Source organism: Streptomyces sp. NPDC054794, assembly GCF_053611585.1.
In genome coordinates this window covers 65,294-90,986 of the sequence record NZ_JBSHAQ010000023.1, presented here as the reverse complement: position 1 = coordinate 90,986, position 25,693 = coordinate 65,294, and the positions used below count along the sequence as shown (strand labels likewise).

General features: G+C 71.8%; 20 protein-coding genes and 1 pseudogene. 11 read left to right on the top strand and 10 right to left on the bottom strand.

Annotated elements, in window-relative coordinates; genetic code table 11:
* Nucleotides 1-7: 7 nt before the first annotated feature.
* Entirely contained in the window at nt 8-3,322 is a 3,315-nt protein-coding gene (locus tag ACWGKT_RS24310; RefSeq protein ID WP_453275345.1) for a S8 family serine peptidase, read from the bottom strand.
* A 204-nt stretch (nt 3,323-3,526) separates the two neighbouring features.
* Nucleotides 3,527-4,069, bottom strand: a complete 543-nt coding sequence (locus ACWGKT_RS24305; protein WP_356145086.1) for a CGNR zinc finger domain-containing protein — start codon at nt 4,067-4,069, stop codon at nt 3,527-3,529.
* Between the two features lie 126 nt (nt 4,070-4,195).
* Between ACWGKT_RS24305 and ACWGKT_RS24300 the strand changes: the two genes are divergently transcribed.
* The 6 genes from ACWGKT_RS24300 (at nt 4,196) to ACWGKT_RS24275 (ending at nt 10,813) form a co-directional block, all read left to right on the top strand.
* Nucleotides 4,196-4,639, top strand: a complete 444-nt coding sequence (locus tag ACWGKT_RS24300) for a VOC family protein (RefSeq protein WP_453275344.1) — start codon at nt 4,196-4,198, stop codon at nt 4,637-4,639.
* A gap of 2 nt (nt 4,640-4,641) precedes the next feature.
* Nucleotides 4,642-5,583 carry a pyridoxamine 5'-phosphate oxidase family protein gene (locus ACWGKT_RS24295; protein WP_453275343.1) on the top strand — a complete coding sequence of 314 codons (942 nt, stop codon included), beginning with the start codon at nt 4,642-4,644 and terminating at the stop codon, nt 5,581-5,583.
* 9 nt (nt 5,584-5,592) lie between these two features.
* Nucleotides 5,593-6,087: an NUDIX hydrolase gene (locus ACWGKT_RS24290; RefSeq protein ID WP_453275342.1), complete on the top strand. Its 495-nt coding sequence runs from the start codon at nt 5,593-5,595 to the stop codon at nt 6,085-6,087.
* Between the two features lie 201 nt (nt 6,088-6,288).
* Nucleotides 6,289-8,058, top strand: coding sequence for a TIGR03767 family metallophosphoesterase (locus ACWGKT_RS24285; protein ID WP_453275341.1), 1,770 nt, complete (start codon nt 6,289-6,291; stop codon nt 8,056-8,058).
* Between the two features lie 90 nt (nt 8,059-8,148).
* Nucleotides 8,149-9,300, top strand: a complete 1,152-nt coding sequence (locus tag ACWGKT_RS24280) for a serine hydrolase domain-containing protein (protein WP_453275340.1) — start codon at nt 8,149-8,151, stop codon at nt 9,298-9,300.
* A gap of 244 nt (nt 9,301-9,544) precedes the next feature.
* Complete coding sequence (locus ACWGKT_RS24275; RefSeq protein ID WP_453275390.1) at nt 9,545-10,813, top strand: glycosyltransferase; 1,269 nt, start codon at nt 9,545-9,547, stop codon at nt 10,811-10,813.
* Here ACWGKT_RS24275 and ACWGKT_RS24270 read toward each other — a convergent pair.
* From ACWGKT_RS24270 to pepN, 3 genes are all read right to left on the bottom strand, one after another.
* On the bottom strand, nt 10,810-11,346 hold the full coding sequence (locus ACWGKT_RS24270) for a GNAT family N-acetyltransferase (RefSeq protein ID WP_453275339.1): 537 nt from the start codon (nt 11,344-11,346) through the stop codon (nt 10,810-10,812). The two genes, ACWGKT_RS24275 and ACWGKT_RS24270, sit on opposite strands and share 4 nt — an antisense overlap.
* A 115-nt stretch (nt 11,347-11,461) precedes the next feature.
* Entirely contained in the window at nt 11,462-12,499 is a 1,038-nt protein-coding gene (locus ACWGKT_RS24265; protein WP_453275338.1) for a hypothetical protein, read from the bottom strand.
* Nucleotides 12,500-12,677: 178 nt separating this feature from the next.
* Nucleotides 12,678-15,272 carry an aminopeptidase N gene (pepN, locus tag ACWGKT_RS24260; RefSeq protein WP_453275337.1) on the bottom strand — a complete coding sequence of 865 codons (2,595 nt, stop codon included), beginning with the start codon at nt 15,270-15,272 and terminating at the stop codon, nt 12,678-12,680.
* A 149-nt stretch (nt 15,273-15,421) separates the two neighbouring features.
* On the opposite strand from pepN, the gene ACWGKT_RS24255 reads away from it, so the two are divergent.
* Nucleotides 15,422-16,081, top strand: a complete 660-nt coding sequence (locus ACWGKT_RS24255) for a mycothiol-dependent nitroreductase Rv2466c family protein (protein ID WP_356145070.1) — start codon at nt 15,422-15,424, stop codon at nt 16,079-16,081.
* 55 nt (nt 16,082-16,136) lie between these two features.
* Here ACWGKT_RS24255 and ACWGKT_RS24250 read toward each other — a convergent pair whose 3' ends face one another.
* Both ACWGKT_RS24250 and ACWGKT_RS24245 read right to left on the bottom strand, forming a co-directional pair.
* Complete coding sequence (locus tag ACWGKT_RS24250; RefSeq protein WP_453275336.1) at nt 16,137-17,564, bottom strand: FGGY family carbohydrate kinase; 1,428 nt, start codon at nt 17,562-17,564, stop codon at nt 16,137-16,139.
* A 224-nt stretch (nt 17,565-17,788) separates the two neighbouring features.
* On the bottom strand, nt 17,789-18,817 hold the full coding sequence (locus tag ACWGKT_RS24245; RefSeq protein ID WP_453275335.1) for a 2-hydroxyacid dehydrogenase: 1,029 nt from the start codon (nt 18,815-18,817) through the stop codon (nt 17,789-17,791).
* 215 nt (nt 18,818-19,032) lie between these two features.
* Here ACWGKT_RS24245 and ACWGKT_RS24240 point away from each other — a divergent pair, with 215 nt between their 5' ends.
* Together ACWGKT_RS24240 and ACWGKT_RS24235 are read left to right on the top strand one after the other, a co-directional pair.
* On the top strand, nt 19,033-20,478 hold the full coding sequence (locus ACWGKT_RS24240; RefSeq protein ID WP_453275334.1) for an FGGY-family carbohydrate kinase: 1,446 nt from the start codon (nt 19,033-19,035) through the stop codon (nt 20,476-20,478).
* Nucleotides 20,475-21,086: a histidine phosphatase family protein gene (locus tag ACWGKT_RS24235; RefSeq protein WP_356145062.1), complete on the top strand. Its 612-nt coding sequence runs from the start codon at nt 20,475-20,477 to the stop codon at nt 21,084-21,086. Before ACWGKT_RS24240 ends, ACWGKT_RS24235 begins: the two co-directional genes overlap by 4 nt.
* A 119-nt stretch (nt 21,087-21,205) precedes the next feature.
* On the opposite strand, the gene ACWGKT_RS24230 is transcribed toward ACWGKT_RS24235, so the two are convergent.
* A complete protein-coding gene (locus tag ACWGKT_RS24230; RefSeq protein WP_453275333.1) occupies nt 21,206-21,847 on the bottom strand; it encodes a superoxide dismutase in 642 nt (213 codons plus the stop codon).
* Between the two features lie 110 nt (nt 21,848-21,957).
* A pseudogene (locus ACWGKT_RS24225) lies at nt 21,958-22,230 on the bottom strand (amino acid transporter); the annotation flags it as partial.
* A gap of 370 nt (nt 22,231-22,600) precedes the next feature.
* Between ACWGKT_RS24225 and ACWGKT_RS24220 the strand changes: the two are divergent.
* Nucleotides 22,601-23,221, top strand: coding sequence for a biotin transporter BioY (locus tag ACWGKT_RS24220; protein WP_453275332.1), 621 nt, complete (start codon nt 22,601-22,603; stop codon nt 23,219-23,221).
* Nucleotides 23,222-23,290: 69 nt separating this feature from the next.
* On the opposite strand, the gene ACWGKT_RS24215 is transcribed toward ACWGKT_RS24220, so the two are convergent.
* Nucleotides 23,291-24,019 (bottom strand): LPXTG cell wall anchor domain-containing protein, encoded by a 729-nt coding sequence (locus ACWGKT_RS24215; RefSeq protein WP_453275331.1) that lies wholly within the window; start codon nt 24,017-24,019, stop codon nt 23,291-23,293.
* Nucleotides 24,020-24,253: 234 nt separating this feature from the next.
* Here ACWGKT_RS24215 and ACWGKT_RS24210 point away from each other — a divergent pair.
* Nucleotides 24,254-25,693, top strand: a 1,440-nt coding sequence (locus ACWGKT_RS24210; RefSeq protein ID WP_453275330.1) for a protein kinase domain-containing protein, incomplete at its 3' end; no start/stop codon positions are given.

Sequence of the window (25,693 nt, the reverse complement as noted above, 5' to 3'; positions counted from 1 at the left end):
CCGACGGTTACGGCGTGACCTTCTCGATCTTCACGCTGCCCACGCCCGCGGCCGTGCCGCGCGCGTTCACCAGCTGGACCTGCCCGAAGAACTCGCGTCCCGCGGGGGCCTCCGCGGCCGCCGTGACCTGACCGGTCACCGTGGCCGAGTCACCCGTGCCGAGCTTCACCGGCGCGGAGCCGTCGACGGAGACGGTGCCGAGGGTGGAGGAGAAGAACACGTCACGGTAGTCGTAGTCGGTGGAGCCCGACGGGACCGAGTAGCCGACGACCTCGATGGTGTACGTGCCGGCGGCCGGCGAGGCGATGGAGACCGCCTCCTCGGAGTCGCCGTCAGCGGACTGCGCGACCTGCTTGCCGTTCGCGTCGTACACCGTCAGGTCGAGGTCGGCCGCCGTGTCGGAGACGCCGCCGATGGCGACGTCGAGCGACTTGGCGCCCTCGGGCACCGTGACCGTGGTGGTCTGGGTCTCGCCCTGCTTGATGGCCGGCCGGGCCGTCTTGGAGGAGCCGAGCGGACCGCCGACCAGCTTGCCGTCCAAGGCGGCGAAGCCGTTGGTCACCTTCCAGGAGGCGGCGGCCGGGGTGCCGACCTTGGCCTCGGGCACGGTCACGGTCTCCGGGTCGAAGGCCGCGCCGAGCAGGGTGACGTCCAGCTTGTACGGGTTGTCGAGCAGCGGCGAGGTACGGCGCGACTCGACCTCGATCTCCCAGACACCGGCCTGCGGGTCGGCGTACGCGCGCACGTCGGGCTTGCAGCCGTTGCCGTCGAGGTAGTTGTTGTAGCAGAACGGCGTCGAGGTGTTGTCGACGGGCGTGCCGTACGGGTGGATCGCGATGAACCGGGTCTGGCTCTTGTCCGCGAGCCCGCTCATGGCGACCTCGAGGGACTTGGCGCCGGCCGGCACGTTCACGAAGTACGAGGTCGTGCTGTTGCGCTGCACCGAACCCGAGGCCGAGTACGTGTAGTTCACCGGGGCCGAGACCACGACGGTGGTGAGGATCTGCTTGTCGATCCCCTCCGTCCTCGGGTCGTCGACCTCCAGGATCGCGCTCTTGAGGCCCGCGGACCGCGGGGCCGCCTGGACCTTGACGGTCACCGGCTGGTTCAGCGGCAGCCGCACCATGTCGTCGCCGACGATCCGGAAGGTGTCACCGGCGTTGTTCTCGAAGTTCAGCTCGTGCCACAGCGCCCGGTCCGGGCCGGAGGTACGGGTGATGGTGACGTCGTACGTCTTCTTCTGCCCGGCCTTCAGCCCGCCCTCGCGGTCGTACAGGCCCGTGCCGAAGCCCGGCGTCTTCAGGGCGAAGTCGATCGCGGTGTCGACCGGTGCCTTGACCGTGTAGTCGTGCGCGGTCGCGTCGTCCTTGATGGACTCCCACGCGTCGACGATGTTGATCCGGCCCGCACCCTCCTCGTACGCCTGCGCACCCTTGATGTGGTCCGCGGTCGAGGTCAGGGCCGTGCGCAGCTCGGCGGGGGTGAGCTCGATCCCCTTCTGCTTGGCGGCGCTCAGCAGCAGCGCGCTCGCGCCCGCGGCCTGCGGGGACGCCATCGAGGTGCCCTGCAGCATCGAGTAGCCGGCCGGAAGCTTGTAGCCCGCCTCGGCGACCGGGGAGCCCGGCAGCCAGGTCTGGGTGGTGTTGATGGACGCGCCGGGGGCGACGAGGGTCGGCGTGAAGCCGCCGTCCTCGCGCGGGCCGCGGGAGGAGAAGGGCAGCAGCGCGTACTTCTTCTCCACCAGGGAGCCGTAGTTGGAGGCCCAGGTCTGCTTGGAGATGCCGGCGCCGACCGAGATGACCTTGTCGGCCAGGCCCGGGTCGCCGATGGTGTTCGCGCCGGGGCCGGAGTTGCCCGCGGAGATCACCAGCTGGACGCCGTAGGTGTCGATGAGGCGCGTGTACATCTCGGCGCGCGCGTTGTTGCCGTCGTTGAGCGCCGGCAGGCCGCCGATCGACATGTTGACGATGTCGACGCCACGGTTGGCGACGAGGTCGATCATGCCCTCGGTGAGCGCGACGTTGGTGCAGCCGCCGGTCCAGGTGCAGGCCCGGGAGGAGACGATCTTCGCGCCGGGGGCGGCGCCGTTCATCTTCCCGCCGAACAGGCCGTTGGCCGAGGTGATGCCGGCGACGTGCGTGCCGTGCTCGGACTCGATGACACCGATGTTGACGAAGTCGGCCTTCTTGCCGACCCAGGACCCGCCGAACGGGTCCATCGGCACGTCCTTGCGGATCTGCACGACGAACGGCTGCCGCTCGACCACGTCGGTGGCCGGGTTGTCGGTGCCGAAGTAGCCGATCTGGTAGCCGTCCTTGTACGGCTTCATCGGCGTGTCGTCGCTGAAGTCGTTGTTGTTGTTCAGGTCGACGGTGACGGTGCCGGCCGCCGCGTCGTACAGGACACCCCAGGAGTCGGTGGTGTCACCGTCGCGGTTGGCGTCGCCGGCCGCGTCGCCGCCGGCCGTGTACGACTCCTTGAACGTGCTGATCTGGTACGACCCCGCGGGCGCCGTCCAGGTCTTGCCGCCGTAGGTGAAGCTCGGCCCCGACACGGACGTCACCATCGGGCGCCAGGTCTGGTCGCTGTCGACGATCGGGTCGGTCGCGGTGACCCAGTCGACGATCTTCCGCTCGCCGGTGGTGGTCTTCTGCAGGGCCGGGTGGCCGAGGTCGACGCCCGAGTCCAGGATGCCGATGGTGATGCCCCGGCCGTCCGCCTTCGGGTGGTCCTGCACGAAGTCGACGGCGCCCGTCTCGAAGGACGGGTTGTACGGGTTCTCGGCCGGGGTGTTCTTGTTCGGCGCCGGGTAGCTCGTGCTCGTGGCAGTCGACTGAGCACCCTTGGCGGTGTCCGCGCTCGGCGCCGGGTCGTCGAGCTGGATCTCCTGGCGCAGGTCGATCGCGTGCACCGAGGACAGCTTCGCGGCGGCGGCGATCGCGGCGTCCGCCCGGCCGGTGGGGACGGTGGCCCGGACGTAGCCGAGCTTGTCGTACGTACGGCCCACCGAGCCGCCCTTGACCGCGTCCAGTTCGTCGGCGACCTGCTCGGTCCGCCCCGGCGCGGTCGCGATCATCATCGTGACGTTCTTGGCGCCCGCTGCCTTGGCGTCGGCCAGCAGCTCGGCATCGTCCGAACCGAGCTTGTCCTGAGCCGACTTGACGCCGGGGTCGGCGGTGGTGGGCTGCTGCCCGGCGGTCGCGGAGAAGGCCATGGGTATCGGCCCGGTCGCGGAGAGCGCGGCCACGACACCGACGGCCACGGCTATGCGGGCCAGGCGTCTGGCGCCCGGTGCGGGGTCACGCTGGGGGGTCTGGGTCATCTGCATCCCTTGTAGGTAAAGGAACGAGCGTCGAGAGAACGGCCCGGTCGGGCCGGGTCGTGATCGTCCGGGATGCCGCTCCGGACGAGCGCTCAGCTTTACCCAAGGGACAGGTGTTTGGGAGTCGTTGACCGAATCGAGATGGAGCTATGGGGAAAACCCGCGATGCGATTCGGGGTATTGGTCGCAAATGGTGGGGTTCGCTCAGGATTCCTTGGAGCGGGCGTAGTGGCGGGACGCCTTCGCGCGGTTGCCGCAGGCGGCCATGGAGCACCAGCGGCGGGTGCCGTTCCGCGAGGTGTCGAAGAAGTGCAGGATGCACGACTCGTGCGCGCAGGCGCGGATCCGGTCCGGCGCGGTGGCCAGCAGCTCCAGGTAGTTCCGGGCGGCGAGCCAGGCGGGACCCCAGGCGGGGTCGCTGAACTCGGGGTGCTCACCCGGCCCCCCGGCGGTGAGCGTGGGGCGGATCCGCCCGTGCGCGAGGACATCGTCGACCAGCGGCGCCCCCTGTTCCAGTGACCCGTCCACGACGGCCCGCAGCGCGTCCCGTGCCGTGCGCAGGTGTCCCAGCACCTCCGGGGCCGGGGCGTAGGTGCCGTCCAGACCGTTGCTCGTGAGCCACACCGCCAGACCGTCGGTGTCGGTGAGCAGGTCCTCGGTGACGCCCTCGTGGTTCCACCGCGTGTTGAGCAGGTCGAGCGCGAGCGGTTCACCGGTGAGGGGGCGGGGATCGGGGGCGGCGGCCATGGGGACTCCTTCTCTGCTAACCGCTCAAGAGTACGTGACCGGTTGACGTTCTCGATTCTAACCTCTAACCTCATTTACGCAGGTTAGATCAAAAGGATCGCCGGGGAACGGCAGAAGGGCACACCCATGACCTTGCGCACCGGCCACATCGGCCTGAACGTCACCGACCTCGACCGCTCGCTCGCCTTCTACCGGGACGTCCTCGGCTTCGCCCTGCTCGCCGAGGGCAAGGAGGACGACCGCCGGTACGCGTACCTGGGCGACGACGACGGCCCCGTCCTCACCCTCTGGCAGCAGGCGCGGGGGTCGTACGACAGCGGCAGCGCCGGCCTGCACCACCTCGCTTTCAGGGCGGACTCGATCGACCAGGTCACCCGGTACGAGTCCGCACTGCGGGCGGCCGGCGTGGACTTCGCCCACGAGGGCGTGGTGGCCCACAGTGAGGGCGCGGTCTCGGGCGGGATCTTCTTCCACGACCCGGACGGCACCCGCCTGGAGGTCTTCGTCCCGGACGGCGCCGAGGGCGCCCCGGCCCCGCACGAGTCCGCGCCGACCTGCGGTTTCTTCTAGCCATGAGCGCGTATCCCGGCATGGACGCGGCGGACGTGTTCCACCGGGGCTCCCGGGCGGTGCAGGACCGCGTCGGCGTGCGCGACACGGCCGACCACGTGGGGCGCGCCATCGGCCAGGGCATCAAGCCGGTGGCCGCCGCCTTCCTGGAGCTCCAGCCGCTGCTGATCGTGGGCGCGGCGAGCCCGGCGACGGGCCGGGTCTGGGCCTCGCCGCTGTCCGGCGCCCCCGGCTTCGTCCGGGCCACGGGCCCGCACCGGGTCTCCGTCGCTGGGGGTACCACCCACGCTTTCGGCAGTGGGGGAGGGCCACCCCCGACCGACCCGCTCGCGACGGCCCTCACCGCACCGGGCACCCCCGTCGGCACCCTCGCGCTCGACCCACGCACCCGCCGCCGCATGCGCCTGAACGGCCGGCTCCGGCCCACGGGCCGGGGGTTCGAGATCGAGGCGGACCGGGTGTTCGCCAACTGCCCCAAGTACCTGCAGAAGAGGGAGACGTACGACCTCACCGACCGAACCCCCGGCCCAGCCCTGCGGTCGGCGGAACTGACCCCGGCCCAGACCGAGTTCGTGGCGGCGGCCGACACCTTCTTCGTCGCCACCGTGCACACCGGCGGCGCGGACGTCAGCCACCGCGGCGGCAACCCCGGCTTCGTCAGGGCCGATTCACCCCGCGAGCTGAGCTGGCGCGACTACCCGGGCAACTCCATGTTCCTCACCCTCGGCAACCTGGAGACCGACCCGCGCGCCGGACTGCTCTTCCTGGACTGGACGACGGGCACGGCCCTCCAGCTGACCGGCGAGGCCCGCACGGAGTTCACCGGCGACGGCGAGCGGACGGTCCGCTTCACCCTCACCGAGGCCGTGCACACCCCGGCGGCGGTGCCGCTGCGCTGGTCCGCGCCGGAATACTCGCCTGCCAATCCGGCCCGGCCGCGTTAACGTCACCGCGTGCGCGAGAAGTTGAGGGTGGCGGCCTACGCCGTGTGCGTCCGCGGCGGACAGATCCTGCTCGCCCGTTCCCCGGCCCCCGACGGCACCCCTGAGTGGGTGCTGCCCGGCGGCGGCATGGAACACGGCGAGGACCCCTACGACACCGTCCGACGGGAGGTCACCGAGGAGACCGGCTACCGCATCACGGTCACCGGTCTCCTCGGCATGGACTCCGCCCGCCACGTCCTGGGCCGCAGGCGGCTGCGCCCGCCCACCGACCATCAGGGCCTGCGGATCATCTACGAGGGCGAGATCGCCGGCGGTGAACTCCGCAACGAGGTGGGCGGTTCCACCGACCTGGCCGCCTGGCACGACCTGACCGCCGTACCCGGACTGACCCGGATCCGGCTGGTCGACATCGCCCTGCGGCTGTGGCGCGAACGGCCGACCGACGGAAGGCTGCACACCGGGCCCGAGGCCCGTCCCCTACCCCCGCAGATGAACACGGAGTGACCGCGCCCCGGCCGCCCGCAATCCACTCCATGACCACCCCCGGTACCCCGTGATCCACGTACGGTGATCGGCGCTGCCCGTTGCCGTCCCGTTCACGCGCAGGTCATCCCTGGTGCCAACGATCCAAAGTGAGCGGGATGTTCGCGACAGCGACCGCCCCGCGACCACTGCCGACGCGTTCGCACTCGGGGAGACCGCGCCATGTCGCGCATACGCTCTGTCGCCACCTCCGCTCTGGGGGTCAACCGCCGTACCGTCCTCGCCGCCGCCACGGCGGTGTCCGTCTCCGCGGGCGTCGGCTACGCCCTGCGGCCCGGCGAGAGCCAGGCCGCCACCACGCCCGAGGCCCACGCCGCCGCCTCCGAGGCCCCCGTCGCCTCCTCCCGCAAGGCCTGGGCCGCCCCGCTCGCCCCGTACACCAGAGGCACCACCGTCGCCTCGGTCGCCGCCCCGCGCACCGCCTCCGGCTTCCGCCGCCTCGGCGACGGCCCCGGCTGGAAGCGCGTGGTGCGCGGCGAGCTGGCCGCCCCCAAGACCGGCCGCGCGGCCCGCCGTGCCACCCTCGCCGCGTTCGTGCAGTTCACCGACCTGCACCTGATGGACACCCAGCACCCGCTGCGCCTGGAGTTCCTGCGCTCCACCGACCAGCACGCCTGGCGGCCGCACGAGGCGCTGACCGTCCAGGGCGCCGTCTCGCTCGTCGAGCGGGTCAACGCGCTGCGGGGTGCCCCCGTCACCGGCTCCCCGCTGCACTTCGTGATGACCACCGGCGACAACACCGACAACAACGCCCACTCCGAGCTGGAGTGGTTCATGAAGGTGATGAGCGGGGGCCGCATCACCCCCAACTCCGGTGACCCGCGGCACTACGAGGGCGTGCAGAACAGCGGCCTCAAGCTGTACTGGCAGCCCGACTCCACCCTGCGCGACGGCGACAAGGTGCTCGGTTTCCCGCACTTGCGGGGCTTCATGGCCGCCGCCGTCCGTGAGGCCCGCAGCCCCGGCCTCACGCTGCCCTGGTACTCGACGGTCGGCAACCACGACGCCCTGCCCCTCGGCTGCTACGGCTCCCACGCCGACCCCTACCTCGCGCAGGCGGCCATCGGCGGCAAGAAGCTGATGAGCGTGTCCGCGGCCGACGCCAAGAAGCTGCAGGACGCCATCAAGAACGCCACGGACCCCAAGGGCGTGCAGTACCGGGACTTCCTCAAGGCCCACGCCCGGTCGATGCGCTCGGTCACCCCGGACGAGAAGCGGGCGCCGTACACCGCCGCCGACTACCTCAAGGCCCACCTGGACCCGGCCTACCAGGGCCACGGCCCGGTCGGCCACGGCTACTCCTCCGCGAACCTCGACGCGGGCACCCAGTACTACGCCTTCCGCATCTCCGACGACGTCATCGGCATCAGCCTCGACACCACCGACGCGGGCGGCCACTACGAGGGCTCCATCGGCACCGCCCAGTTGAAGTGGCTCGACAGGACGCTGAAGGACAACAAGGACTCGTACGTCGTCGTCTTCAGCCACCACACCAGCAAGACGATGACCAACACCCGCCCCGACCCGGCCCACCCCGGCGAGCGCCGCCACAACGGGGCCGAGGTCGTCTCCCTCCTCGCGAGCCACACCAACGTGCTGGCCTGGGTGAACGGGCACATCCACAAGAACGTGATCACCCCGCACGCCACGTCCGGGGGCCGCTCCTTCTGGGAGATCTCCACCGCCTCGCACGTCGACTACCCCCAGCTGGCCCGCGTGATCGAGCTGGTGGACAACAAGGACGGCACGCTCTCGGTCTTCACGACCCTCATCGAGTCCGCCGCCCCCCACCGCACGGACTTCTCCGATCTCTCCCAGACCGGCCTGGCGGCCCTCTACCGCGAGCTGTCCTTCAACGCCCCCGGCGCCAACAAGGGCCTCGCGGGCGACGCGAACGACCGCAACACGGAGCTGGTCCTGAAGAAGGGCTGAGAGTCGCTCAACCGGCTTACAGCGGGGCAACCTTCGCACACCGGCACCCGGTCACTTCCCCCGACCGAACCGAACAGTTTGGGGGAAGACATGCGTGCACGTACGACCCTGGTGGGCGCCACCGCCCTGTTCCTGGCGGCGGCCGTGGCGGGCCCGGCCTTCGCGGCCGGCACCGCCACCGGCGCCCGCTCCACCGACACCCACGCCGCCGCCCGCCGCGCGATTCAGGCGGCGGTCCGGGCCGGCGTCCCCGGGGTGACCGCCACCGCCGAGGACGCCCACGGCACCTGGTCCGCGACGGCCGGCGTGGGCGACACCGGCACGGGCAAGCCGCGTTCGACGGCCGACCGCTACCGCGTCGGCAGCATCACCAAGACCTTCGTCTCCACCGTCCTGCTCCAACTGGAGGCGGAGGGGCGGCTGTCCCTCGACGACACGGTGGACCGGTGGCTGCCGGGGGTGGTGCGCGGCAACGGCCACGACGGCCGGACCGTCACGGTCCGCCGGCTCCTCAACCACACCAGCGGCATCTTCAACTACACGGCCGACGAGGACTTCGGGCGCACGTACTTCCTGAAGGACGGCTTCTTCCGGCACCGCTACGACACGGTCACCCCGCTCGACCTGGTGGCGATCGCCATGAAGCACAAGCCGGACTTCGCGCCGGGCACGTCCTGGAACTACTCCAACACCAACTACGTCCTGGCCGGCATGGTGATCGAGAAGGTGACCGGCCACTCGTACGCCACCGAGATCACCCGCCGCATCCTCCGGCCGTTGCACCTCACGGCCACCTCCCTGCCCGGCACCCGGGTCACCGTCCCGCGGCCCAGCAGCCGCGCCTACTCCACACTCGCCCTGACGGCGACGGGCCCGACGTACGACGTGACGACCCTGAACCCCTCCATCGCCTCCTCGGCCGGCGAGATGATCTCGGACTCCGCGGACCTGGACCGCTTCTACAGCGCCCTCCTCGGCGGAAAGCTGCTTCCGCCGCGGCAGCTGAAGGAGATGAAGACCACGGTGAAGTCACAGATCCCGAACGCCGGCTACGGCCTCGGCCTCATCGACACCACCCTGAGCTGCGGCGTCCACGTCTGGGGCCACGACGGCGGCATCCACGGCTCCGCCTCCACGGCGGTGACGACAACGGACGGCAGCCACTCCCTCGCCCTCAACTTCAACGGCGACTGGGTGGGGGACACGGCGGCGGTGACGGAGGCGGAGTTCTGCGGCAAGTGACCGGCGGCAAGTGATCCGCGGGGCATAGGTCCCCCGTCCCGGCGGACCCGCACGTGGTCCGCCGGGACGGCCCGGCGCGGTCGTGTGACGTACCTCGCGTCATTGATGCGACTTCGACATGAGACACGCCGTTCATCTGTACGAAATGTCCGTACCGCCTCATATCGGCTAACCCACTATTCAGGGGTTTGGCTCGATTTTATGCAAGGCGGGTGGTCGTGTGCGCGCGAGGCACGGACTGCGTGTGCTCTCGGTCTACGAGGGCTTCTTCTCCGGCGGAGCCCGGATCGTTCACAGCGACGCGGTGCTGGGGCTCGCCGAGGGCGGCCAGCAGCGTCACCGGGTGCTGAGCATCCACGGTGAGGTGCACCGGGAGGCCACCCGGCAGCGGATGGAGGACGACGCCTGTTACCGCTCGCTCACGGCGGGTGGCGTCGGGGTCACCTCGCTGGGCCGCGCCGCCGGGCTGGTGGACGGCTCCGTGGCGGCGTCTGTTTTCAGCGGACCCGAGCTGGCCGAAACCGCTCGGGCCATGGCCGGGGCCGACGTGATCCTCTCCCTCAAGGAACAGCCGCTCGCGCTGCTGAACCAGGCCGGGCTCCCGCGCCGGCCGGTCGTGGTCTGCCTGCACCGCTCCGACCCCGAGAACCAGGGCCCCGCCCTGGACGAGCTGAAGGCCGCCATCGCCGACGGCACGGTCGTCGCCTGCGTGTGCTGCGCCGAGTCGACCCGGGACGCGTACCGGGCCGCCGGCATCCCCGGCGAACTGCTCCACGTCATCCCCAACGGTGTGGACCTGCTGCGCTTCCGTCCGGACCCGGCGATCCGGGCAGCGTTCCGGGCCTCGCTCGGGATCCCGGCGACGGCGCCCGTGGTGGTCTTCGCCGCCCGCTACGCCGCCATGAAGAACGTCTCCCTCTTCCTGCGCGCCGCCCGTGCCTGGCTGGCCCGCGAGGGCGGCGGGCACGTGGTGATGTGCGGGGCCGGGATGACGGACGACAACCCCGCGCTCTGGGCGGACATCGCGGTCGCGTTCGGGGCCGACGAGGAGGCGCTGCGCGGGCGCATGCACCTGCTCGGCGTACGGCGGGACATGGAGGCGGTGTACGCCGGTTCCGACGTCGTCGCCCTCACCTCGATCTCCGGCGAGGCGGCCCCGCTGTGCCTCATCGAGGGCATGATGTGCGGAGCCGTCCCGGTGACCACCGACGTCGGCGACAGCGCGGCCATCGTCGCCGGACACGGCTTCATCACCCCGCCGGACCCGGGCGCCATCGCCCTGGCCTGGTCGAGCGCGGTCGCCGGCCGCGCCGACTTCGCGCCGGTGCTGGCCCGCAGCCGCGAGCGGTTCAGTCGTACGCGCATGATCGCGGCCTACGCCGCACTCCTCGACCGCGTCCACGCCTCGCACGTCGGCGAGGTGAGGGAGGACCTCCTGCCGCCCCTGGCCGGCCAGGAGGCCAGCGGCGCCGCTCCGCTCCTCGGGGTGGCCGAGGGGGACACCGGCCTCTAGCGGCCGGCGGAACCGGCCGGAAGATCGTCGCGAAGGATGCTGTAGCAGACCCCGTCCCGCCACCGCCCGTCGCGGAAGACGATGCTGCGCCGTATTCCCTCGCGGGTGAAACCGGCCTTCTCCAGGGCGCGTTGCTCGGCGATGTTCTCCGCCTCCGTGTCGGCCTCGATCCGGACGACCGGGGTGTGCGCGAACAGGTACTCGACGAGCAGCCGTTGGGCCCGCGTGCCGATGCCGCGTCCCTGGGCGTGGGGCAGCAGCTGGATGCCCATGTTCCAGCAGGAGGAGCCGGGGCGGACGACGATCCTCCGCCACGCCACGAACCCGAGCCGCTCGTCCCCGCTCGCCACCATCAACTGTCCGCCGTCGTCGGTCAGCAGCCCGTTCTCCGCCCACCGCCGCCGCCAGCGCCGGGGATCCGACCACCCGTACCACTGGAACGGCCCCGCGCTCTCGGGCTCCACCAAGAACCGCTCCAGCAGAGCCAGATCACCCTCACCGACGGGCTGAAGCCTCACCCTCTCAAGTCCCATCCAGTCACACTAACGAGGTCCCGGGGCCTCCCCGCGCACGTACAGAGGAGGGGCCCCGGGTATGCGGCCCGGCGGCCCCTCCTCTCCCCTCCTGCTGTGCTGCCCCCGTCGGTCGCTACCGGGGCAGCACCACGACATGGGCGGCGGGCTCACGATCGCCCGACGCCATCAGCGCCGTACGGACGATCGCCGCCTGCTGCTCCATCGACTCCCTGAGCTTTCGGGGGGTGATGTGGACGACCGTGATGCCCAGGCGCTCCAGGTGCTCGCGCTTGCGGGCGTATTCCGACCAGAGCGCGTCCTCGTCCTGGCGCGGGGCGCGGGTGTCGAGTTCCACCGCCACGGCCTGGTCCGGCCAGTAGGCGTCGAGGCCGCCGAGGTGCGGGCCGCCGGGCAGGCGCAGGTCCACGTTCCAGACCGGGTCCGGCAGACCGTACTCCCGCACCATCCGGTACAGCCGGTCCTCCGCGATCGCCCGCCCCTCCGCCAGCAGCGAGTCCACCGCGTCCACCACGTGCGGGCGGCTCAGCAGCTTGGCCTGGTTCAACTCCCGCACGACCGCGGCCGGTTCGCAGTGGCCGGTGCGAACCGCCTCGGTCAGCAGCCGCCGTACCGCGCCCGCGTCGGCCAGGTCCGCCACCGCGTCCGCCAGGGCGCGGGGTACCGGGGCCACCGGGAGACCGGAGATCTGCCGCGGGTTGGGCAGGGACGGGGTGCGCAGGATGCGGACGTAGCCCGTCGTGCGCAGCCGGCGCAGACGCGGGACCAGGACGTCGATCCGCTCCAGGGAGGCGAGCGGGGGAGCGGACGAGAAGCCGTGCAGGGCCAGGGCCGCCATGCCCGTGATCACCGCCTCGGCGTAGACCGGGCGGTGCGGTTCGTCGGGGCGCGGCTGGGACGGGACCCCGGGCGCCGACTCGCGCGCCGCGTACAACAGGGCGGCGTGCAGGCGCTCCTCGTCGGTCGGCGGGCCGGGGTGGAGCAGCACGACGTGGGGGAGGAGCTGCTGCCAGGGGCCGCCGGGCCGGCACTGCTCGTTCAGTTCGGCGGTCGCGATGCCGTGGGAGCGGAGCTGGGTGGCGGACATCACCCGGCGGTGCACCTCGGTGACGTGACGGAGGGGGCGGGGGGAGAGCGGGGTGTTGTGGTTCATGGCCTGGGGATTCCCGCGCCGGATCCCTCCTTTAACCGCTGTTACACGCTCGTCGAAAAATGCGGACAAGCCGGCACTAAAGGACGGGTGTTCGGATGCCGAGTAGGCACGGAAAACCCCTGGTCCGTTCAGGTGCGGACCAGGGGTTACGGCTGTTATTGCCTGAATTCCGTAACGGTCACGGACGGCCCAAGTCCTGGCCAGAGCTCGCGGCGTCGCACGCCTGTGCGCGCAACGCCCGTGCCAGGTCGTCCCTCGCCTCCAGAACCAGCCGACGCAGAGCGGGGGCCGCGTCCTGGTGCGACTGAAGCCACGCGTCCGTCGCCTCCAGCGTCCGGGGCGAGTCCTGGAAGGACGGGAACAGACCTCGGACCACGTCCATGCCGATCTGGATCGACCGCTCCCGCCACACCCGCTCGATCGCCGCGAAGTACTTCTCCGCGAACGGCGCCGTCAGCTCCCGCTGCGAGGGCTGGTCGAAGCCCAGGATCGTCGCCTCCACCAGGGCGTTGGACAGCGCGTCCGACTCCACCACCTGCGCCCACGCCTGCGCCTTGACCGCCTCCGAGGGGCGGGCGGCCAGACAGCGGACCTGATGGCGCTTGCCGGAGGCCGTGTCGTCGCGGGCCAGTTCCGCGGCCAGCACCGACTCGTCCGCCACCCCGTGCGCGGCGAGCGGCTCCAGCAGCGCCCAGCGCAGCTCCTGGTCCACCTCCAGACCGTCGATCTTCGTGGCGCCGTCCAGCAGGTCCTTGAGCAGCTTCAGGTCCGTCTCGGCGGACGCCGCCGTCGCGAAGAAGCGCGCCCACGCCAGCTGGTGCTCACTGCCCGGCTCGGCCGCGCGCAGCTCGGCGAGAGCCCCCTCGGTCAACTGCCGCTCGCCCGTGGCCCGCCACTCGGGCGCCACGTAGTGGACCAGCGCCGAGTTCGCCCAGGCGTGCAGCATCTGCAGCACGCCGATGTCGGACTCACGGCCGGCGAAGCGCAGCACCAGGCCGATGAAGTCCCGCGCCGGCAGCAGCGCGTCGCGGGTCATGTTCCACAGCGCGGACCAGCACACGGCGCGGGCCAGCGGGTCGGTCAGCGCGCCCAGGTTCTCGCGCAGGGTCGTCAGCGAGGTCTCGTCGAGCCGGACCTTGCAGTACGTCAGGTCGTCGTCGTTGACCAGGACCAGCTCGGGCGCCTCGGCGCCGGCCGCCTCCGCCACGACCGTCCGCGGACCCTCGACGTCGGCCTCCACGCGCGCGTACCGCTCCAGGCTCCCGGCCGGGGTACGGCGGTACAGTCCGACCGCGATCCGGTGCGGGCGCAGCTCGGGGTGCGACTCCGGAGCCTCCTGGAGCACGGCCAGCTCGGCCACCCGGCCCTCCGTGTCCAGCAGCACCTGCGGGGTCAGCGAGTTCACCCCGGCCGTCTGCAGCCAGGACCGCGCCCACGCCGCCATGTCCCGGCCGCTGGTCTCCTCCAGGACCGACAGCAGGTCACCGAGGCGCGTGTTGCCGTACGCGTTGCGCTTGAAGTAGCGCCGGGCGCCCTCCAGGAACGCGTCCTGGCCGACGTACGCCACCAGCTGCTTGAGCACCGAGGCGCCCTTGGCGTAGGTGATGCCGTCGAAGTTCAGCTTGGCGTCCTCCAGGTCACGGATGTCCGCCGTGATCGGATGCGTGGACGGCAGCTGGTCCGCGCGGTACGCCCAGGCCTTGCGGCGGTTGGCGAAGGTGACCCAGGCGTCCTTGAAGCGGGTCGCGCCGACGTTCCCGAACGTGCCCATGAAGTCCGCGAAGGACTCCTTGAGCCACAGGTCGTCCCACCACTCCATGGTGACCAGGTCGCCGAACCACATGTGCGCCATCTCGTGCAGGATGACGTTGGCCCGCGCCTCGTACGACGCCTGCGTCACCTTGCCGCGGAAGATGTACTCCTCGCGGAAGGTCACCAGGCCCGGGTTCTCCATCGCGCCCATGTTGTACTCGGGCACGAACGCCTGGTCGTACTTCCCGAACGGGTACGGGTAGTCGAAGTGGTCGTGGAAGAAGTCCAGGCCCTGCTTGGTGATCAGGAAGACGTCGTCGGTGTCGAAGTGCGGGGCCAGGCCCTTGCGGCACATGGCGCCCAGGGGGATCTCCAGCCGCGTGCCGTCCTCGAAGACCCGCTCGTAGGAGTCCGTCACATAGTGGTACGGGCCCGCCACCACGCAGGTGATGTACGTCGAGATCGGCTTCGTCTCGGCGAACCGCCAGACCCCGTCGGTGCGTTCGCCAACCCCGTTGCTCCACACCGTCCAGCCCTCCGGCGCCCGCACCTCGAAGCGGAAGGGGGCCTTGAGGTCCGGCTGCTCGAAGTTGGCGAAAACACGCCGCGCGTCGGCCGGCTCGTACTGGCTGTAGAGGTAGACCTCGCCGTCCTCCGGGTCGACGAAGCGGTGCAGGCCCTCGCCGGTGCGGGAGTAGCCGCACTGGGCGTCGACCACCAGCTCGTTCTCGGCGTCGAGCTCCTCCAGCTGGATCCGGGTGCCGTCGAAGACCTCGCTCGGGTCGAGATCCCTGCCGTTGAGGGACACCGCGGTCACGCTCGACGCGATCAGGTCGGCGAAGCTCGACGCGCCGGGCTCGTTGCAGCGGAACCGGACCGTGGTCACCGAGCGGAAGGTGCGCGGCTCACCGTCTCCCGCGTCGACGGCGGACCGCACGTCGAGCGACACGTCGTACCCGTCGACGGACAGCAGGGCGGCCCGCTCCCGGGCCTCGTCGCGGGACAGATTCTCACCGGGCACTGAAGCACTCCCTCTGACCATGTCGGACACATCTCGGATACGGCGGAACAGCGCCGATCCTGCCATGCGCCCCTGACACGGGTCAGCAGGGAATGGGATGCGGGTGGCCGATGTTGCGCGAACACGAGCACGCACCCCTGAGGAGAGTCATGTCCGACACCGCGACCGGTGGCAAGACCCCCGTCGACTTCTGGTTCGACCCGCTGTGCCCCTGGGCCTGGATGACCTCCCGGTGGGTGCTGGAGGTGGAGAAGGTCCGCGACATCGAGGTCCGCTGGCACATCATGAGCCTCGCGGTGCTCAACGAGCCGAGGCTCGACGAGCTGCCCGAGGAGTACCGGCAGCTGATGACCACCGACGCGTGGGCGCCGGTGCGCGTGGTGACCGCCGCCTGGCAGAAGCACGGCGACGACGTCCTCGGCCCGCTCTACACCGCGCTGGGCACCCGCATCCACAACAACGGCGAGGGCCCGACCGTCGAGGCCGTCGCCGGCGCGCTCGCCGACGTCGGCCTGCCCGCCGACCTCATCGACTACGCCGACCAGGAGAACTTCGAGTTCGACGCCGAGCTGCGCGCCTCCCACAAGGAGGGCATCGAGAAGGTCGGCCAGGACGTCGGCACGCCGGTCATCGCGGTCCCGGGCGCCGACGGCGAGCAGATCGCCTTCTTCGGCCCGGTCGTCACGCCCGCCCCCAAGGGCGAGGACGCGGCCCGCCTGTGGGACGGCACCCTCGCGGTCGCCTCCGTCCCCGGCTTCTACGAGATCAAGCGCAGCCGGACGGCTGGCCCGGACTTCAGCAACCTGTAGGCCACCCGGCCCCGGCACCCGCGCGGGCGGGGCCCTGACCTCCTTTCGGACCCGGTCAGTGCCGCGCCCGCGTCCGTGCCCGGGCCAGCCGCTCCAGGTGCTCCTCGTAGCCCTTCGCGTAGTACGCCGCACGTTCCGGGTCCGGCTCCACGATCGTGGCCGGCTCGGTCCAGGGTGCGGTGTCCAGTGCCACCCCGTACCGCTCGGCGGCCGCGAGCACCGCGCCCCGCGCGCCCACCTCGCCCTCGACGACCCGCAGCGGCCGGCCCAGGACATCGGCGAGAAGACGCGTCCAGGCGGGGCTGCGGGTGCCGCCGCCGCACACCGCGAGCGTGCCGGTCAGGCCGGCCGCCGCCAGACAGTGCCGGGCCGCGTAGCCGATGCCCTCGCAGGTCGCGCGGATCAGGTCGGCCGGAGTCGACTCCAGACAGACACCGGTCAGTTCGGCGCGCAGCCGGGGCTCCACGAAGGGGGCGCGCTCGCCCGAGGGCGCGAAGTACGGCAGTACGCGCACCCCGTGGGCGCCCGGCGGGGTCCGTGCCAGCAGCGCGTCCACCTCCTCGTGCCGCACGCCCGTCGTCCTCAGCACCCAGTCCAGGGCCGCCGTGCCGACCATCGCGGGCATGGCGCGCAGCCAGTGGCCGGGGCGGTCGGTGGAGATGTACAGGCCGGCCGGCTCGCCGGTCAGGTCCAGGTCGGTGGTGGCCACCAGGGCGGCCAGACAGGTGCCGACGATCAGCAGACCGTCACCGGGGGCCGTGACGCCGGCGCCCAGCGCGCAGGCGGGCAGGTCGTACGGCCCGTTCGCCAGCGGGGTGCCCGCCGGCAGCCCCTCGCCGCGCGCCCGGCCGGTCGCCACCGGGTCGCTGATCGCCGGCAGCAGGCCCCGGCGGTGGGAGAGGCCCAGCAGCTCTACGACACCGTTGTCGTACGACCGGGTCCGCGGGTCGAGGAACGGCATCGACGCGTCCGACACGTCCGTCGTCGCCCGCGCCCCGCCGGTCAGGCGCTGGAAGACCATGTCCTTGCAGAAGACGGCCGCGGCCGCCGTGTCCAGGGACGCCGGCTCGTGGCGGTCGAGCCAGGACAGCAGCGGGCCGGGGCAGCCGGGGAACATGGCGTTGCCGGTGCGCCGGAACACCGTCTCGAAGGTGCCGTCCGCCAGCCACCGGTCGAGCAGTTCGTCCGCCCGGCCGTCCATCCAGGAGGCGGCCGCCCGCACCGGATGCCCCTTCGCGTCGACCAGCCACACCCCGTCGCCCTGCCCGGTGAGCCCGGCCAGCTCCACCGGCCCCGGCACCCGCGCGCTCAGCCCGTCGAGCACGGTGACGACCGCGCCGTACACCTCGTCCATGTCCTGCTCGACCCGGCCGTCCCGCAGCTCCAGTCCCACCGGCCGGGCCTCGACGGCCAGCTCCCGGCCGACGGCATCGAACGCGGCGGCCTTCACCATGGACGTACCCACATCGATCCCGACGTACATACCGACGACTCCTTTGTTGGCTCGTTCGCCTTCGGGGCGCCCAAGCCGGTGTCGAGACCACGATCGTGCTCAGCCCTTCGGGCCTCCGCGCGCTCGCGGCCTCGACACCGGCGCGCCCCTGCGGCTCACTCGCGGCCGGCGCGTTGGCAAGCGCGGCCTTGGACGGCCCTCGCCGTTGCTTCAGGCAATGTGTTCCATTACGTCCGTTTCAGGTGGTTCGGCTGTCACGTCAGGCAGTGCGCCAAGGGCTCGCCGCGGGTCCAGCGGGCCACCTCCTCGGCCGCGATGTGTGCCGCCTTCTCCGCCACCGCGCGGCTGGCGCCGCCGAGGTGCGGGGTGAGGACCACCCGGTCGGCCAGTCCCGGCAGTCGTGAGTCGGGCGGCAGGGGCTCCTGTGCGTAGGTGTCCAGGGCCGCCGCCGACAGATGGCCCGCCTCCAGCGCGTCGCACAGTGCCTCCTCGTCCAGCAGGGGGCCACGGGCCGCGTTCACCACGACCGCGCCGGGCGGCAGCAGCGCCAGCTCGCGGGCGCCGATCAGGCCGCGGGTCTCGGGGGTGAGGCGGGCGTGCAGGGTGATCACCCGGGAGCGGCGCAGGAGTTCGTCGAGGGAGGCCACGCGCAGGCCGTGGATCTCGCCGTGCACGTACGGGTCGTGGACCATCACCCGCGCCCCGAACGCGCCCAGCACCCGCGCGACCCTGCTGCCCACCGCCCCGTACCCGATCAGCCCGACCGGCAGGTCCTCCAGCTCCAGGCCGGCGCGCTCGTACGTGTAGTAGGCCGCCCCGGCCCAACTGCCCTGCCCGGCCAGGAGGTCATGGGCCTGCGGGATGCGGCGCAGGGCGGCGAGCAGCAGGCCGACGGTGAACTCGGCGGTGGCGGCCGCGTTGCGGCCGGGGGCGAAACACACCCGCACGTCGTGTCGCTTGGCCGCGTCCAGGTTGACGTTCACCGGCCCGCCCCGGCACACGACGACCAGCCGCAGCTCGGGGCAGGCGTCGAGGACGCGTTCGGTGACCGGGCCCATCTGGGTGACCAGCACCGGCGTGTCGGCGAGCGCGTCGATCAGCTCGTCCTCGGCGTCGCTCGCCTCCGCGACCTCGGCGACCGGGCCGAACGGGGTCAGGGGCCAGTCGAGGGACAGTTCCCGTACCTCGCAGACGAGTTCGCGGGCGATGGCGGCCCTGATGAGCGAGGGCAGGACGAAGTGGTCGCCGGCGGCCAGGACGCGCAGGGTGGTGGCGGAGGTCATCGCAGGGGTCTCCCGTCTCGGCGTTGAGGACTTGGGCGATTGGTCGGGCCGGTCGGGGTCAACAGGTCGGATCGATTCGTTGACAGAGGGTGTAACGGCCGGGAAGGGGCGTCAATCCCTCGTGGGGGGAGAAAACTCGGGGACGAGTGGGAAGTTCATGGTTCGGTTCGTGGGATAGCGGGAGGTCGGGGGACGGATGGACGGGAGGTTCGGGGATGGTGTCCGAGGGCGCGGCCTGGCTGGGAATCGACCTGGGGACACAGGGCGTTCGCGCGCTGCTGGTGACCGTTGACGGCCGGGTTCTGGGCAGCGGTTCGGCCCCGCTGAGCGGGCGGCGCGAGGGGGTGCGGCACGAGCAGGATCCGGGGCGGTGGTGGGAGGCGGTGTGCCTGGCCGCCCGCGCGGCGCTGACGGGCGGGCACGGGGTCCGGGGCGTCGCGGTCTGCGGGACCTCCGGGACCGTACTCCTGACGGACCCGGCCGGGCGGCCGCTGAGCCCCGGGCTCATGTACGACGACGGGCGGGCGGCGCGGGAGGCGGCACGGATGCGCGAGGCCGGGGTGGCGGTGCAGGACACGTGGGCGCTGCCGAAGGCACGGTGGCTCATCGACGCGTACGGCCCCGGACGGGTGACCCATCAGCCCGACGTGATCACCGCACGCCTCGTCGGGCACGAGGTGCCCACCGATTCCAGCCATGCCCTCAAGACGGCGTACGACGTGGAGCGCGACGCCTGGCCCGAGGGCACCGACGTTCCGCCGGACCTGCTGCCCGACGTCGTCCGTCCCGGCACCGCCCTCGGCGAGGTCACCCCGTCCGCCGCCGAGGCCACCGGCATCCCCGCCGGCACCCCCGTGATCGCCGGCATGACCGACGGCTGCGCGGCGCAGATCGCCTCCGGGGCACTGCGGGAGGGGTCCTGGAACTCGGTGCTCGGGACGACGCTGGTGCTCAAGGGGGCCTGTGCCGTGCCCGTCCGTGACGACACCGGCGTGGTCTACAACCACCGTGCCCCGGACGGGAGCTGGCTGCCCGGCGGCGCGTCGAGCGTCGGTGCCGGAGCCTTGGCGGCCCGCTTCCCGGACGCCGACCCCGCCGCGCTGGACGCCGGGGCCGCCGCCTACGAGCCGTCGAACGCGCTCGCCTACCCGTTGGTGTCGCCGGGGGAACGCTTTCCCTTCCGGGCCCCCGACGCCACCCCGCTCCTGCTGGGCGAGCCCGTGTCGGACGCCGACCACTGGGCCGCGCTCCTCCAGGGGGTGGCGCTGACCGAACGTCTTTGCCTGGACTACCTGCACTTTCTCGGCGCCCCGCTGACCGGCCCGCTCGCCTTCACCGGCGGGGGCGCCCGCAGCGCCTACTGGAACCAGCTGCGCGCCGACGTCCTGGGCCGCCCGGCCCGCGTGCCGGAACAGACCGAACCCGCCCTGGGCATGGCCGCGTTGGCGGCCCTCGCGACGGGCGCGGCACCCGCCCTCGCCGACGTCACCGACCGCATGGTCCGCATCCGGACGGTCGTCGATCCGCGCCCCGACCGCACGGCCCGCTTCGCCGAGCCGTACGCCCGCCTCCTGGACGCCCTGGAAGCGCGGGGCTGGCTGCCCGCGCCGGTCGCGGCGCACGGTCGCGGCCGGCTCGACCCGGATACTTCTCAGTCATGAGCACCGCACTCCTCCTCGCCCGCCACGGCCAGACCGTCTGGCACGCCGAGAACCGCTACGCCGGGGTGAGCGACGTCGCCCTCACCGACGTCGGGCGGGAACAGGCCGAGGCGCTGGGCCGGTGGGCCGCCGCGCATCCCGTCGACGCGGTGTGGACGTCCACGGTCTCCCGGGCGATCGCCACCGCCGAGCCCGCCTGCCGCGCCCTCGGTCTCACCCCGCACCGCGACGCCGACCTGCGCGAATGCGATTTCGGCGGGATGGAGGGCCGGACCCTCGCCGAGCTCGCCGCCGAGGATCCGCGGGCGGCGCGGGCCTTCCGCGACGACCCGGTGGCCCACGCCTTCCCCGGCGCCGAGGACCCGCGCGCCGCGGCCGCCCGGGGCGCCGCCGCCCTGCACCGCGTCGCCGCCGCGCACCCCGGCGGACGCGTCCTCGTCGTCGCCCACAACACCCTGCTGCGGCTGGTGCTCTGCTCGCTGCTGGGCATCCCCCTGGCCGAGTACCGCCGGGTCTTTCCACGGCTGCGCAACGCGGCGGTCAGCGAACTCCGCCTGGACGGCTCCTCGGCCGGTCTGCTGTCGCTCAACGTGCCCTGCGCGCCGTAGAGGAACCGGGACGGCGACGGGAAAGCCCCCGCGAGTCAGGTTCTCGCGGGGGCTTCCTCATCCGCCTGCCTGCGTGAAGGGTGAGAAGACGATCACGAGGCAGGACGTCTCCCTGTCCGTCAGGGCGTCAGCAGCAGGACATCCGCGCGGGACCGGGCGGCCGCGTAACGGCGCGCCACGTCCTGCCAGTTCACGACCCGCCACATCGCCTCGACGAAGTCCACCTTCTGGTTCCTGTACTGCAGGTAGAAGGCGTGCTCCCAGGCGTCGAAGACCAGGATCGGGGTCGAGCCCTGGCCGACGTTGCCCTGGTGGTCGTAGACCTGCTCGACGATCAGGCGCTCGCTGAGCGGCTCGTACGCCAGCACGCCCCAGCCGGAGCCCTGGGTGGTGGCCGCCGCCTTGGACAGCTGGGTCCTGAACGCGGCGAAGGAGCCGAAGGAGTCGGCGATCGCGTTCGCCAACTCGCCCACGCCGTCCCGCGCGAGGGGCTCGCCGCCGCCGTCGCCGGTCATGTTGTGCCAGTAGATCGAGTGCAGGATGTGGCCGGAGAGATGGAAGGCCAGGTTCTTCTCCAGGCCGTTGACCGAGCCCCACGCCTCCTTGTCCCGTGCCTCGGCGAGCTGCTCCAGCGTGTCGTTCGCGCCCTTCACATAGGCCGCGTGGTGCTTGTCGTGGTGCAGCTCGATGATCTCGGGGCTGATCACGGGAGCCAGCGCGGAGTAGTCGTACGGGAGTTCAGGCAGCGTGTAGACGGGCATGGGTGGGTCCCCTCCGAACCTCTTATTGCAAAGAGCTTGCAACTACACGCTAGCAACAAAAAGGCCCCCGCGGATGCACCGCGAGGGCCTTTCGGGAGGCTGTGGCGAGGTCAGGACCTGGCGCGCACCCGCTGTCGGACGTAGCCCGCGACCGCGAGGAGCAGCGTCATCGCGCCGGTCGAGTACAGCTGCGTCCGTGTGTCCGGCTCCCGGGCCATGAGTACGAAGATCGCCCCCATGCCGGCCAGCGCCACCCAGGTCGGCACCGGGAACGCCCACATCCGGACGACCGGCTTCTCGGGCGCCTCCCGCTCGATGCGGCGGCGCAGCAGCAGCTGGGAGACCGCGATGAAGACCCAGACGACCAGGATCACCGCGCCAACGCCCACAGTCTGGGCGGCCCGTCCGCTCACACGAGGGAGTCGCCCACTGTCCGGACACCGACTGTACGCAGGGTGAACGTGCTGTTACGTGGCACCCGGGTGGGCGGCACCAGGCACCGCCCTGTCCGCTTCTCTGCTCCCTTCGTGCTCCCTTTGGCGGGAACGCACAATCCCGTCGACGGCCGCGCGCGTGAGCGACGCGTCCCCACCTCAGTGATCGGCGTCACGTCGTACCCGGTGTAACCGGCATCCTTTGTCAGGAGCCCACCAAGTCCGCGTTCCACCCTTTGTCGAGCGCTGACGGTGATCGACTCCAGCGCCCTGGGATAGCGTCGCCGTGTCCCCACGTGCCCTCACCAGCGGAGTCCTCATGAGCACCGCCACCGCCACCGTCCGCCCCGGCGCAGTCCTCGCCGACCTCCTGCCCTCCCCCAAGCTCTCGGCTTCGCTCGAGCAGGGCGGTGCCCCCGCGCGCGTGCGGGACGTCGCTCTCGTGGTCGGCGGTGCCGTGCTCACCGGCCTCGCGGCCCAGATCTCCGTCCCGGTGCCCGGCTCCCCGGTGCCGGTGACCGGCCAGACCTTCGCCGCCCTGCTCGTCGGCACGTCCCTGGGTGCCGGCCGCGGCTTCCTCTCCCTCGCGCTGTACGCGGTCGCGGGCGTCGTCGGTGTGCCGTGGTTCGCGGGCGGCACCTCCGGCTCGGCCGCCGTGTCCTTCGGTTACATCCTCGGCATGATCCTCGCCTCGACCGTCGTCGGCGCGCTGGCCCGCCGCGGTGCCGACCGCTCCATGCTGCGCATGGCGGGCGCGATGCTGCTCGGCGAGGCCATCATCTACGCCGTCGGCGTACCGTACCTGGCCTACGCCGCCGACATCTCCGCCTCCAGCGCCATCGCGAACGGCCTCACCCCGTTCCTGATCGGCGACGCCCTCAAGGCCGCGCTGGCGATGGGCCTGCTGCCCGCCGCCTGGCGCTTCGTCAACAAGCGCTGACGCCACAGTCCTCACGGAAGAGGCTCGCCGGGTCGCACCGCGACTCACTCCGGCGAGCCTCTTTCGCGTTCAGCCCCGCTGTCGTACCTCGGCCGGGCGGCGCTGCGACCACCACAGCCCGGCCGCGCCGACCGCGACCAGCGCGGCACCGGCCGCACCGAGCGGCAGTACGTCACGGCCCACGCCGGTCTTGGGCAGCTGGTCGCCGCCCGGGGCCACCGGCTTGTTGTCGGTACCGAGCAGCAGGGGGGTGGCCGGGGCGTTCGGCGACGGGTTCGTCGTACCGAACGGCACCGGGCCCTGCTGCCAGAAGGTCTTCTTGCCGTCCGCGGTCTGCACCGGCAGGCAGATCTTCCCGGTCTTGCCCAGATCGAAGGTGGCGTCGATGTCGTACGACGTCGACTTGCCGGCCGCGAGATCACCGACCGGGCAACTGAAACCGCTGTTCGAACCTTCCGGCAGGTCCTTTTTCGCGAGTGCGTCGCAGCCCTGAACGCTGTTGACCTTCAAGCCGTCGAAGCCGACCACCAAAAGCCTGATGTCGCCGCTGTTCTTGCTTCCCCCGTTCTTTACGGTTGCGGTAATCGCAGTCTTTTGCGAACTGTTGTCGACCGAGATCTTCTCGGGCAGCAGCGTGCTGAGCTTCACGCCCGCCGGTGCCTCGTCAACTGCCTTTCCCCCCTTGCTGCTTCCCGGTCCCTGGTCATCGGCGACGGCCGTGAGCGGGAGGATCATCACGGCGGAGAAAGATGCCGTGACCAGCGATCCCGCGACGACCGTCAAACGACGAGAACTCATGTTCGTCCCCCTTGCAACCCCCTGGACTGCGCCTGAATTCGCAGTACTTGAAGAGGTACCACAAGATTTCTCCGCACTATGCTGGTACGGCTCGAAGTGTGACCATTGTGTTTCTGCAGAGGCGGTCGTTGAGGGGGGTGCGGCGGATTGCCGGGGAATGTGCGGAACGGCGGTGTTCCGGGGTTACTGGTGACGGGGCGGTACCGGCTGGTCGAAAGTATCGGCCAGGGGGGAATGGGACGTGTGTGGCGGGCCGCCGACGAAATGCTCGACCGGCAGGTCGCCGTCAAGGAAATGCGTATCGACGGGCTCGACGCGGAGGACACCCGCACCCGCCGTGAACGCACACTGCGCGAGGCGCGGGCCACGGCCCGGATCGACCATCCCCATGTCGTCCGCGTCTATGACGTCGTCGACGAGGGCGAGCGCCTGTGGATCGTCATGGAGTTGGTCGTCGGCCGCTCGCTGGAACGGGTCATGGTCGAGGAGGGGCCGCTGGGGCCGCACGAGACGGCGCGGATCGGGCTGGGGCTGGTGGCGGCGCTGCGGCAGGTTCATGCCGGGGGAGTGCTGCACCGGGACATCAAACCGGGGAACGTTCTGGTGGAGAGCGGCGGCCGGCGGGTGGTGCTGACGGACTTCGGCATCGCCGCCATCCAGGACGCCAAGGCGCTCACCATGGTGGGGATGCTCGTCGGGTCCCCCGACTACATGGCCCCCGAGCGGATCTCCGGCCGCCCGCAGGGCCCGCCGTCGGACGTCTGGTCCCTGGGCGCGACGCTGTGCGCGGCACTCGGCGGCCGTTCCCCCTTCTCCCGCGACACGACACTGGCGACCCTGCACGCCGTGCTGTACGAGGAGCCCGAACTCCCGTCGGCAGCGGGCCCGTTGCGCCCGATCCTGGCGGCCCTCCTGGAGAAGGAGCCGACGGTCCGCCCCCACCTGACGGAGATCGAAGCGGCCCTCCACCCGATCGCCCACCCGGCACCGACACCTACGTTGCCGGTGGGGGAGGGGGCGGAGACGGTCCGGGAAGGTCGGCAGGGGGGCCGGGAACGGCAGGCGGGTCAGCCCGGTTGGGCGGGTCAAGCCGGTCAGGGTGGTCGGGCCGATGAGATTGGAAAGACCGAACCGGGTATTCAGGAGGGCCAGGAGGGCGAGGCCGACCGGGGCGGTGAGCCGAGCGGCGAGCCTGTGCCGGAGGCCGAGCCGTCGTCGAGCACAGGGGCGGGTGCACAAACGCCGAGCGCGACGCCGGTGTTGCCGTGGCCACCCAGAGAGTGGCCCACTCCGGCGTTCGTGGAGCGGCCGAGTGGGCGGACGGGGAGCAAGCCGTCGGAGTCCGAGCACGCGCCCGGGACGGGGACTCCACCGAATCCCGAGCATGCGCCTGCGGCGCAGCCTCAGCCAGATGAGGTTCCGGTCCCGGTTCCGGATGCGGCTCCGTCCCCGAGCCCGTTCCCGGCCCCAAGCCCGCCCCCGGAGACGGGTCCGTCCCCGGACTGGGCTACGGACTCGCCCCCGGCCCAAGCCCATGACTCGGCCTGGCACTGGGCCTCGGCTCCGGCCTCGGGTCCTGCTCCGGCCTCGGGTCCTGCTCCGGCCTCGGGTCCTGCTCCGGCCTCGGGTCCTGCTCCGGCCTCGGGTCCTGCTCCGGCCTCGGGTCCTGCTCCG